Source organism: Fulvimarina thalattae (assembly GCF_040239565.1).
Taxonomy (GTDB): domain Bacteria; phylum Pseudomonadota; class Alphaproteobacteria; order Rhizobiales; family Rhizobiaceae; genus Fulvimarina.
Genome location: NZ_JBEHWS010000035.1, coordinates 1 through 10,874, shown reverse-complemented (window position 1 = coordinate 10,874; position 10,874 = coordinate 1). Strand labels below are relative to the sequence as shown.

Here is a 10,874-nt window from a genome sequence, read left to right as displayed (position 1 = left end):
CGGAAACAGTGGTATCCGTCTTCATAGGCGTATCGCTCCTTTGGGAGGTTCGGGCTGGCTTCAACAACCGCCCCGATACGCCGCCTTTCTCAAACCGTCATCACCCAGGTTCCGCCATAGCTCATGAACTCCTGAGGCGAGGCGATCGGAACTTCAGTCCTTAGTACGAGGCAATTTCGCAATAATCCTCGATCCATCCCGACAGCAAGGCCGCGATGGTTTTGGTATTTGGCAGGATGGTGACGCGAGTATAGTCGTGTTTCAAGTTTTTCATGAAGGCTTCTGACATGCCGTTCAACTTCGGACTGCGAACCGGCGTGAAGAGTTGCTTGAGGCCGAGGGCTGTGGCGGCGTCTGCGGTATCGGCCACGACAAAGGCGCTTCCGTTGTCCAATAGCCATTCTGTGTTTCGGCGTCCAAAATTGGGTCTGACACATTCTCGATGAAGGTCACGCTGTTCCGAGAAGCCGGGCTTCGAGTAGGTCAATCTTTGCCCGGCCATACATCTGGCGCTTCACGAGTTTGAGTTTGTTGACCTGGCCTTCGGTCTGTCCGTTCGATCAAAACTCGGTAACCGCGGCCCGAACAGCGGCCGCATCGCTCTTGATGCCGGGGACGAACGAGGCCAGCAGGCTTGGTCCGGCGTCGGCAATCCAGGTATCAAGATCGACGATGGCGCGGCCGCGGATGATCTCCTGGAAACGGTCGATAAGCGTTCGAGTGTTTGCCAAGGTCGGCACGCCGTTCTCGATGGCCACGACCATGATCGTTTCCGCCTTCGTCAGATGATCGCGTTTCAGTGTCATCAGCCGGGCGATGGATCTCGCCGACGGGACCTTGCGAAGTTGGGCGGGCGTTATCGTTTCCGATCTCCGTCGCCGCGTTGCCCACTCGCTGACGACGCGGGTCGAGCCACGGAAGCCAAGATCTCGAAGACGGCGCCATAGTTCAGCGCCGTTGCGGCAACCGGCGTCCCATTGCGCGTCAAGAAAGGGCAGATGCCGATCGAGCGAACCCTGCTGGATTCGAAAGACGTCGGTCCGTTCGCCGCGAACGATTTGGCGAACCATCCCACAACTTCGTCCTGTCCGCCGCACGATCTCTTTCACTGATACGCCTTCGGCGGCGAGGCCCGTGATGACGGCATTCGTCTCCTCGCGTCTCAGAAAGCCTTCGTATTGCAGGCGTTCGGCCGATGTCAGGAGCTTCGGATCGACGACGGTGGCACCGATCGCGGCTCGGACCAACTTCATTGACTTCTTCACGGCATCCAGGAAGGCTGCGCTGGCATTCTCCATCATGTGCCAACGATCTGCAACCTGAATGGCGTTCGGCAGCGCCTGCGTTGTCGCTTCTCCGTAACCGCCGCCGCGGTCACGCGACACGACTGCAATCTGACGATAATCTGACAGCTATGCCGCGACGGTCGCGATCTCACGATCCGGCAGGAGCTTCACGATACGCCGCTGTTCGAGATCGCAGACGATCGAACCGTTGTAAAATCGCTTGCAAGAATGACCCCCTGAGTGGGGTTTTTCGCGTCCAATGATGACCCCTGCTTTGGTTTTTCAAAATCTCTTGCCGATGGGCTTTTGCGCCGTTCGGAAGGGTAAGCTGGGGAATGATTGGTGTGGATTTGATAGGCTAGATACGGCGTGCGTTTCATGATCAGGGTCGAGGGATCAAGACGATCGCCCGGGATTTGGGCGTGTCGCGGGGGACGGTACGCAAAGCCGTTCGTGGAGATGATACGGAGTTCAGATACGAGCGCGCTGTTCAGCCAGCGCCCAGGCTCGGCGCCTTCGTCGAAGATCTGACGGCGATTCTTGAAGCCGAAGCCGCGCTTCCGCGTCGGGAACGACGTTCGACGCAGCGCCTGTTTGAGGAATTACGTGGCCGTGGCTACGAGGGAGCGCATGACAGCGTCCATCGGTTTGCGAAGGCGTGGCGGCAGGAGCGATCTCGCGTTCCGGCAAAAGCCTACGTGCCGATGAGCTTTGCGCCGGGCGAGGCCTACCAGTTCGACTGGAGCCACGAGACGATTACGCTTCAGGGGCTGCCGTTGATGGTGAAGGCTGCGCATATGCGCCTCTCGCACAGCCGGATGCCATTCGTTCGCGCTTACTTCCGCGAGACGCAAGAGCTTGTCTTCGATGCTCACGACAAGGCTTTCGCGTTCTACGGCGGGATCTGCCGGCGCGGGATCTACGACAACATGAAGACGGCGGTGGAGACGATCTTCGTCGGCAAGGCCCGTCAATACAATCGCCGCTTCCTTCAGATGTGTTCGCACCATTTGATCGAACCGGTGGCTTGCACGCCGGCGGCGGGCTGGGAGAAAGGCCAGGTGGAGAACCAGGTCGGCAACCTGCGCGACCATGTGTTCCGGCCCAAGCCGAAAGTGGCGAGTCTCGACGAGCTGAATGCCTGGCTCGAAGATCAGTGCATCACCTACGCCAAACGGACCCGTCATCCCGAGTTCAAGGATCTGACGATCTGGGAGGTCTTCGAGGCGGAAAGGCCTGCCTTGATGGACCTGCGATCGCCGTTCGACGGGTTCGTCGAGAAGGCGGTGCGCGCAAGCACGACCTGCCTCGTGATGGCCGATCACAATCGTTACAGCGTCGATGCCAAGGCCGCCGGACAGACGGTTCTGGTGCGCACTTATGCCGAACGGGTCGTCGTTTTATTCGAAGATCAAGTCGTCGCCGATCATCCGCGCCAGTTCCGACGCGATCAGGTCATTTACGATCCGTGGCACTATCTTCCGGTTCTACTCAAGAAGCCGGGCGCGCTGCGCAACGGCGCTCCATTCAAGGACTGGGACCTGCCACCAGCCCTTGCAAAGGTCCGAGTTGAGCTGAAGCGGCACGAGGATGGCGACCGTCAGTTCGTGAAGGTCCTTGGTGCCGTCGTTGACCATGGGCTGGAGGCCGTCGAGGCCGCCTGCACCGAGGCGCTGGAAGCCGGGATCTGTCATGGCGACGTGATCCTGACGATCCTTGCCCGCCACCTCCAGCCACCACCGGTCTCCAGCATCGCGATCCCGGAGGCTCTGACCCTGAAGGTGCCGCCGTTGGCCGATTGTGCTCGTTACGACAGCATCCGGAAGGTGGCGTGATGGAGCGTCATGAGCTTCTAGAGACGATGGACGAGCTGAAGCTGCACGGTATGCGCGCCAGCTTCGACGAGATAACCGGCAAGGGCCTGCAACGCCGTGATGAACTCTACCCTTTGCTCGCCAGTCTCCTGCGTGCCGAGCATAACCATCGGCAGGCCCGCTCGATCGTCTACCGGATCGCCAGCGCCAAGTTCCCGGTGCTGAAAGATCTCGACGCCTTCCAGTTCGCCGACACGGCGATCGACGAGGGCAAGGTGCGCGAGATCGCCACCGGCACGTTCCTGGAGGCCAAGCGCAACGCTATCTTCATCGGCGGCACCGGAACGGGAAAGACGCACCTGGTCATCGCCGTGGCCGCTGCCGTCGTGCGTTCCCACGCCCGGGGGCGGTTTTACAATCTGGTTGATCTCGTCAACCAGCTCGAACAGGAGAAGGCGGCTGGTAAAGGGGGGCGGCTGGCCGAGAAGCTTCTGCGCTACGATCTCGTGGTCATCGACGAACTTGGCTATCTGCCGTTTAGCCAAGCTGGTGGCCAACTGCTCTTTCATCTCATCAGCAAGCTGTACGAGCACACCTCGCTGCTGATCACGACGAACCTGGCCTTCTCCGACTGGCCTCAGGTCTTTGGCGACGCCAAGATGACTACCGCTATGCTCGACCGGCTGACCCATCATTGCGATATCGTCGAGACCGGCAACACGAGCTGGCGGTTCAAAAATCGGAACTGATCAATGCCGGCGCCAACCTCGACGAGGGGTCAACATTCGAAGCGAAAAGGGGGTCACGGTTCGACGCGATTTGACAATGCAGCCGACGCGAGGCGAACCCACAGCCAGAGCATTGAGCGTCCCGCGTTCGAGCCATCGCAGTCACGACGAGCACACCGTCGATGTTCTCGAAGCGTTCGACTGATAGCCCGCTAGGAATGAGAGACGAAGGCGAAACGGCCGTTGGCATGGTGGTGATCTCCTCCAGAAAACTACCAGCTCGCGACCAAACTGCATCGAGAATGAGTCAGACCCATTCTTGCAAGCGATTCTACAAAATAAATCCGATTTTGAGCACTTTCGCCTGAATGCACGAGGAATTAGCGTTGCGAATTTTATTTCATGCTCAATAGCTTCGGCCTGTTTTTAACTATGACCTCGGCGCTCTCGTCGTAAAACTGAACGGTGCGATCTGATCACTCTTCACGCAGCGAGGCCCTGAGGCGGTCGAGGATCGGTCCGGTCAGATATTCGAGCACGGTCCGCTCTCCGGTCGGGATGATGATCTCGGCCGGAAGACCCGGCCGCATCTCGGCAGCAACCTTTTCCGGCAGAGAGCTTTCGTCGACTTTTACCAGAGCGAGGAAGTAAGGTTCACCCTCTCGTTCATCGACAAGGCGATCCGCCGAGACGCTGGCGACCGATCCGAACATCGACGGCAGGTTCTTGATTTGGAACGAGGGAAGCCTGACCTCGGCGAGCATGCCCGGCAGGACATTATCTGCGTAGAAGGGTGCGATCCGCGCCTGGACGAGCAGTCCCTCATCTTCCGGAACAAGATCGAGTAGCGGGTCTCCCGGCCGCACGACAGCCCCTTGCGTGAAGATCTGAAGGTTCTGGACACGACCGTCGCGCGGTGCAGTGATTTCCAGACGGCTGAAAATGTCGGATGCGACGCCGATCTTCTCGCGCAGGTCGTTCGCACTTTGGCGAACCTCCACGATTTCCTCGTTCACGGTCTCGATGAACTGGCGCATCGTCTGGGTTTTCTGCAGTTCGGCTTCCGCGATCTCCGAGCGCGAGCGGGCGATATCGGCTGCGGATCGGCCGATATCGCCCGCAAGGCGGGAACGCTCGCGCTGGACTTCGACGACCTGGCTCTTCTGGATGAGGTTTTGCCTCACCAGTCGATCGAAACCGGCAAGTTGTTCGTCGATGAAGCCGATCTGTTCGAGCGCGGCCTGGCGTTCCAGGTCGACACCTTCGATCGTTCGGTTCAGCTGCTCGATACGGCTATCCAGAATATCGATCTGTCCTGCGATAGCCGCCTTGCGATCCCGGAACTGATCTTTCTGATCGGAGATCTCCCGAGCGAGCTGAGTACTCTCGGCATTTGCAAGGACCTCATCGGGAAAAACGATGTCCGGCAATCCCTGTCGTTCAGCTTCCAGTCTCGCCTGCCGTGCAAGCGCTGAATAGTACTGATTGGTGATCGTGCTCAGATTGGCTCGAGCCTGAGTGGCGTCGAGCCGGAACAGAACCTCGCCCTGTTCTACGCGTTGACCTTCCTTGACGAGGATTTCTCGGACGATCCCGCCCTCGTAATGCTGAACGGTCTTGCGATTGCTTTCGACGGTGACAAGCCCAGAGGCGACGACGGCACTGTCTAGCGGAGCTGATGCCGACCAACCGCCGAGGCCGAAGAAGGCGACGGCGATCACGGCGTAGCCGAAGAACGCCGGACGGCCCCAGCTGGTCGATGCGCGCTGCGGTGTCTTCATCGAGACAATCCCTGCTGCCGCTGCTGAGCGCTGCCGGCGTTCCCTGTCTGGTCCGCAGCGTTTGGTAATTTGATGCGGCGAACCTGTGGATCGATCAGCCGGGGCATGATCTCCTCACGCCTGCCGTGAGCCTGCATCTGGCCGTTTGCGAGGATGGCGATCGTATCGACCACGTTCAGGACGTTCGGCTTGTGCGTGATGATGATGACAGTCCGCCCAAGTTCTCGCATTCGCTGGAGTGCTTTGAGAAGCGCCATCTCGCCATCTGCGTCGAGATTGGAGTTCGGCTCGTCGAGAACGGTGACTGCCGGCGTTCCATAGAGTGCACGGGCCAGTCCTATGCGTTGCCGCTGTCCGCCGGACAAGGCCTGTCCTCGCTCGCCAATTCGGGTGTTGAAGCCTTCCGGCATCTGCTTGATCATATCGAGACAGCCCGCAAGGCCCGCCGCCTCGATGACCTTCTCGTCGTCGAAGTCTGAGAAGCGCCCGATGTTCTCGGCGATCGTCCCGTCGAAGAGTTCGATGTCTTGCGGCAGGTAACCGACATGCTGACCAAGCTCGTCAGGATTCCAATGCCCCACCTCGGAGCCGTCGTAACGGACGGTGCCAAAATGCGGTGGCCAGACGCCGATCAACACACGGGCGAGCGTCGATTTGCCGGCACCGCTCGGGCCGACGACACCGAGAATTTCACCGGGCTTCAGAAAGAAGCTGATCCCGCGGATCGTCGCTGTTCGCTGACCGGGAGGAGCTGACACCATATTCTCAAGGGAGATGGCTCCAGTCGGGGCCGGCAGTGACATGCGCTGTTCCTCGCCAGGAACGGCGGCAAACAGCTTCTCCAACCGATGTCGGGCCGAGCGAACGTTGACGAAGTTTTTCCACTGCCCCACCACCTGCTCGACTGGTGCGAGCGCCCGTCCCATAAGGATCGAAGCTGCTATCATCGCTCCAGCGCTTACCTCGCCCTCGATGACGAGAAGAGCGCCAATTCCCAGAATCGCGATCTGAAGGAATGCGCGGGCGAACTTTGTCGAAGCCAGAAAAATGCCGGCCCGGTCGCTCGCGCTCGCCTGCCAGTTCAGAACGTCGTCGTGTTTCTCACTCCAGCGGTCGCGAAGGCGACCGGTCATACCCATCGCTCGCAGGGCTTCGGCATTGCGAAACGTCGATTGGACCCATTGATTGGCTGCGATCGAATGCTGGTTGGCGTTTTTCAGCCGTTCGCGGGTCGTGAACTCGTTGGCGAGCGCCAGCATGAGGATGATTGCAGCGCCGGTCAGCGCCACATAGCCAAACCACGGGTGCAGGACAAAACAGCCTGCGATGAATATCGGCACCCATGGCGTATCACAGAAGGCGATCAGGCCCTGTCCGGTCATGAACTCACGGACGGTATCGAGATCGCGCAGGCTCTGGGAATGGCCGGACTGGGGTGAAGTTAGAGTGCCACGCACCGCCCGATCGAAGACGTCGTCCCTTGCCGTCTCGTCGAAAGCTGCCCCGAGACGCACCAAAAGCGCCGAGCGGGAGCGCTCGAGAAGAGCGAAGACGAGAAGCAAAAATCCGGCAATGAGAGTGAGGAAAAGAAGCGTCGTCTCGTTGCGGCTCGTAATGACCCGATCATAGATCTGCAGCATGTAGATCGGGCCGACGAAGGCCAGGAGATTGATGAAGAACGAAAAGATGATTGCGGACACAAAGCCAAGGCGCGTGCGCGCGGAAGCGATCAAGAGGGGCGACGTCGTCATTTAGTGTCGGTCTTTATCATGATCTAGAGCATGATCGCGGTTCAATAGCAGCTTGTTTTGAGGCATCTGCTTCGGTCTGAACCCGAACATCCGCCCCTTTTTGTGGCGCTGCGTATAATCCGACCGACGTATGTCGTAAGGTTATCGGCAAGCTCCTCGGCATCTTAACGACCGTAGCTTGCCGGAAACGGAGTTCGTCTCGTTAGCGCGTTCGAATGCACTTGGCCGGACGCTCAGACGATATGCCATTCCTCCGCAAGCGAAACGTATACTCCAGCTTCGCCGAACCCGACGATGTCGGCCATGCCGTCCTCGTTCACGTCGACCACCTGACGCGGATAGCGATCGTCGCTCACCCATCCACCTGCACCGGCGGCCTGAAAACCGAAGGCGATCCATTTATCAGAACCGGCGAGACTGTTCAGATAACCGGGACCACCTCTGTGGCAGGTCAGGCCTTTATAGCTTCCATAATTGTCCGATTATCATGGCGTGCTCAGACTACAAAGTACTCACCGTTCAATGCGACACCGAGGCTACGGCCTTCGTCAATTCCATATGTCAAAAAATGATCCAGTGGGTTAACACCTGCGTCACGCACGTCGGTGTTCGCTGCAAGATAAGCTTCTGTGTTGAACGCGGCGCTTGCATCACGTCCTTCCTGCCAGCCGTGATCGTTGTAGTGAACCAATGGGTTGATGCCTGCAGACGCTACGTCTTCGTTCTCAGCAAGATAAAAATCGGTATCAAAATATGCGTTCGGATCACGTCCTTCTTTCCAACCAAAGTTGCTGAAATGTAGCAGTTCGTCAGTTCCAACAGCAGCTACATCGGCGTTCGTCATGCGATAAAATCCGGTATCAAAACCACCAATAGGAGTATCATCGAATACGGCCTTATAGACAGTTCGTCCCTCTGCTTTACCGTATTCCATATAATGTTGGAGAGGATTGAAGCCAGCGCTTGCAACGTCCGGGTTCGCAGCAAGGTAGCCCCCTGTATCGAAGCCGAGCGATGGGTTGCGCTCTTCCTTCCAACCGAAATCGTTGTAATGGTTTAGAGGGTTGACGTTCGCTGCATGGACATCCGCGTATGCCGAGAGATACCCGTTCGTCGAAAAAAGCGAGCTTGGATTTCTCCCTTCTTTCCAACCAAATTGAAAATAATGGTCTGTTGGGTTCATTCCTGAAATCTGAACATCTTGATAACTATGAAGATAAAAAATGTCGTCAACGCCATCATACGATTTGGGAATTCTCGGAACTAAATTCTTCATTTCTTCGAAAGTGTAAGAATAGTTATTGAATGTCAATAATTCGATCGTGTCGTAGACGAGGTCGATGCCGTCGCCGACGACCTTCAAGACGCTTTCGACGAGCGAAAAGGTGAAAGTCGAGAAGTCGTATTCGTAGACGACGCTGTCCCAGCCCGCCCCGCCGTGGAAGATGTCGTTGCCGCCGCGGCCGTAGAACGTGTCGTCGCCCGCATTGCCGGTCAGGACGTTGTCGGCTTCGTTTCCGATGATCGTATCGTTTCCGGACCCACCGATGGCGTTCTCGATGACGGTACCGACCGCGAGCGTCAGGTTGCCGATCCGCCCGCCGATGTCCGAGGCGTTCTGCTCGGTCTGGTCCTCGCTCTGAACCGTAAGGTCGATGCGCTGATTGGCGTTGTAGCCGCTGAAGTTCAGCGTATCAATGCCGCCCGCATCGACGATCGTCGATGCCGTGCGATGGGCATAGCTCGCATACTGGTTCCAGATCCGGCTCTCGTCCGCCGAGATGTTCGTGTCGAACCCGTAGACGGTATCGCCCAGGAACGCGTTGTCCGTTCCATAGCCGAACTGGCCGTAGATGTCGTTCAGCGCGATCCAGTCGACCGCCATCGGGGTTTGTAGGAACTCGTAGCTCGCATCGACCGCGGTGTTCTCGTTCTGCGAGAAGTACGACATCATCGTCGCCTGCCAGCTATCCAGTTCGAATTGGGCGTCCGAGGAATAGCTGGCGCTGCCGTTGTAGCGACCCTGATGCCCCAGTCCGAGGGCGTGGCCGATCTCGTGAAAGATCGTCTGCAGCGTGTAGTCGTCATAGGTCGAGGTACCGCCAGACCAGCCGCTCTGCACGTTGATATGCGAATAGTAGATCGTCCCGTCGCCGTAGCGCGGCGAAGACGCGTAGGCGCCAGAGGCGTTGTCGGTGAAAAAGAAGTCGACAAGCTCGGCGTCCGTGCTGGTCGTCTCGACGAACTCGATCCCAAGAACGGCGGAATAGACGTCGAAGGCATCGCGCACCAAAGCTGCGCGCTCTGCAGTGATCCCGTTCGCATCGTCGGCAGTGCTGTAGGCGAGGCGTCCGCCGGTCCCCGAGACGTTGTAGTGAAGGACGCCGTTGTTCGGATCGAGGCCCGTCGAGCCGAGATTGTGGCGAATGCCGCCGCCGCCCCAAAAGCCCGTGGTGAGGTAGTCCGCCATCTCACCGAGCGTCGCGACCGAAGCCGCGCTCGAGGTGTCCGACGTATTGATCGGATCGGATGCGCTGGTAGCCTCGCGATCGTGGGAGCAGGCGGCACAGCTGCAGGTTTCGAAATGAAGCACGTCTGCGTCGTCGGCGAGAAACATTTGGGGGCCATTCCTGCTGTCTAAAGAGGTTCGGGCTATGTGACGATCGATTGATGAATCATCGCTGAACGTGCCTCGCATGCAGGATGAAAGGCCAATTCTATTCCGCATATCGGCTTATTAGGATCTGCATCGATGATCGTAACGTCTCCGCCCTGATCAGCGATGGTCGAGGCCAACGTAAGGATTGTCGTGGACTTCCCTGCCCCACCTTTTGGGTTTGCAGCGCATACGATCGGCATCTCAATCTCTGAATAGCCCCTAGATTTGTGGACGTCTTCTTCCCTAATTTTGAGGCAAGGAGGCCCGGATGCGGTCTGGCAATTTCACTGATGAGTTCAAGCGCGATGCAGTCGCACAGATCACCGAGCGTGGTTATCCGGTTGCTGAGGTGTCGCAGCGGCTGGGCGTGAGCCCACATTCGCTCTACGCGTGGAAGAAGAAGTTTTCGAAGCCATCAGGAGGCGATGGGGATCAGGCGGCAGAGATACGTCGTCTGACGAAGGAACTGGCGCGTGTCACCGAGGAGCGCGACATCCTAAAAAAAGCCACCGCGTATTTCGCCAAGGATGCAAAGTGAGATACGCGTTTGTTGCCGAGCATCGCCACCAGTTCACGGTGCGAGCGATGTGCCGCTGCCTGCGCATCCGACCCAGTGGGTTTTACGCCTGGTTGAAGAATCCACTGAGCAAACGGGCTCGGGAAGATGCCCGTCAGACCGAGCTTCTGAGCAAGGCTTGGAAGGAAAGCGGATGGGTCTACGGCTATCGCAAACTGGACGTCTCCGGAAACTGGAGTTTTTGGCGGTGATCTGATTCACTGACGTCGTGGTGGTCGGGAGGATCGGATGCCGGGTCAGTTTGGATTTTGGGATGTTTCGGATCGGCTGTCTCAGCT

General features: G+C 58.2%; 8 protein-coding genes and 2 pseudogenes. 3 read left to right on the top strand and 7 right to left on the bottom strand.

The window, feature by feature from the left end:
• Positions 1 to 160 precede the first annotated feature (160 nt).
• Together ABRA89_RS19760 and ABRA89_RS19755 are read right to left on the bottom strand one after the other, a co-directional pair.
• Positions 161 to 370 carry a hypothetical protein gene (locus tag ABRA89_RS19760; protein WP_349943227.1) on the bottom strand — a complete coding sequence of 70 codons (210 nt, stop codon included), beginning with the start codon at positions 368 to 370 and terminating at the stop codon, positions 161 to 163.
• Positions 371 to 449: 79 nt separating this feature from the next.
• A pseudogene (locus ABRA89_RS19755) lies at positions 450 to 1,493 on the bottom strand (transposase); the annotation flags it as partial.
• A 155-nt stretch (positions 1,494 to 1,648) separates the two neighbouring features.
• Between ABRA89_RS19755 and istA the strand changes: the two are divergent.
• Together istA and istB are read left to right on the top strand one after the other, a co-directional pair.
• Positions 1,649 to 3,121, top strand: a complete 1,473-nt coding sequence (istA, locus tag ABRA89_RS19750; RefSeq protein WP_349943228.1) for an IS21 family transposase — start codon at positions 1,649 to 1,651, stop codon at positions 3,119 to 3,121.
• Entirely contained in the window at positions 3,121 to 3,849 is a 729-nt protein-coding gene (gene istB, locus ABRA89_RS19745; RefSeq protein ID WP_349943226.1) for an IS21-like element helper ATPase IstB, read from the top strand. The genes istA and istB overlap by 1 nt, the downstream gene beginning before the upstream one ends.
• A 455-nt stretch (positions 3,850 to 4,304) precedes the next feature.
• Here istB and ABRA89_RS19740 read toward each other — a convergent pair whose 3' ends face one another.
• The 5 genes from ABRA89_RS19740 to ABRA89_RS19720 all read right to left on the bottom strand — a co-directional run bounded on the left by ABRA89_RS19740 (position 4,305) and on the right by ABRA89_RS19720 (position 10,219).
• Positions 4,305 to 5,609 (bottom strand): HlyD family type I secretion periplasmic adaptor subunit, encoded by a 1,305-nt coding sequence (locus tag ABRA89_RS19740; RefSeq protein WP_349943224.1) that lies wholly within the window; start codon positions 5,607 to 5,609, stop codon positions 4,305 to 4,307.
• Positions 5,606 to 7,360, bottom strand: a complete 1,755-nt coding sequence (locus ABRA89_RS19735) for a type I secretion system permease/ATPase (protein ID WP_349943223.1) — start codon at positions 7,358 to 7,360, stop codon at positions 5,606 to 5,608. Before ABRA89_RS19735 ends, ABRA89_RS19740 begins: the two co-directional genes overlap by 4 nt.
• A gap of 233 nt (positions 7,361 to 7,593) precedes the next feature.
• Positions 7,594 to 7,716, bottom strand: coding sequence for a hypothetical protein (locus ABRA89_RS19730; RefSeq protein WP_349943222.1), 123 nt, complete (start codon positions 7,714 to 7,716; stop codon positions 7,594 to 7,596).
• A gap of 140 nt (positions 7,717 to 7,856) precedes the next feature.
• A complete protein-coding gene (locus ABRA89_RS19725; protein ID WP_349943221.1) occupies positions 7,857 to 9,977 on the bottom strand; it encodes a M10 family metallopeptidase in 2,121 nt (706 codons plus the stop codon).
• Between the two features lie 35 nt (positions 9,978 to 10,012).
• Entirely contained in the window at positions 10,013 to 10,219 is a 207-nt protein-coding gene (locus tag ABRA89_RS19720) for a nucleotide-binding protein (RefSeq protein WP_349943220.1), read from the bottom strand.
• 68 nt (positions 10,220 to 10,287) lie between these two features.
• Between ABRA89_RS19720 and ABRA89_RS19715 the strand changes: the two are divergent.
• A pseudogene (locus ABRA89_RS19715) lies at positions 10,288 to 10,754 on the top strand (transposase); the annotation flags it as partial.
• Positions 10,755 to 10,874 lie beyond the last annotated feature (120 nt).

Coding starts and splice junctions, on each gene's coding strand:
- istB (WP_349943226.1), top strand. CDS start 3,121: ATGGAGCGTCATGAGCTTCTAGAGACGATGGACGAGCTGAAGCTGCAC.
- ABRA89_RS19740 (WP_349943224.1), bottom strand. CDS start 5,609: ATGAAGACACCGCAGCGCGCATCGACCAGCTGGGGCCGTCCGGCGTTC.
- ABRA89_RS19735 (WP_349943223.1), bottom strand. CDS start 7,360: ATGACGACGTCGCCCCTCTTGATCGCTTCCGCGCGCACGCGCCTTGGC.
- ABRA89_RS19725 (WP_349943221.1), bottom strand. CDS start 9,977: ATGTTTCTCGCCGACGACGCAGACGTGCTTCATTTCGAAACCTGCAGC.
- ABRA89_RS19720 (WP_349943220.1), bottom strand. CDS start 10,219: ATGCCGATCGTATGCGCTGCAAACCCAAAAGGTGGGGCAGGGAAGTCC.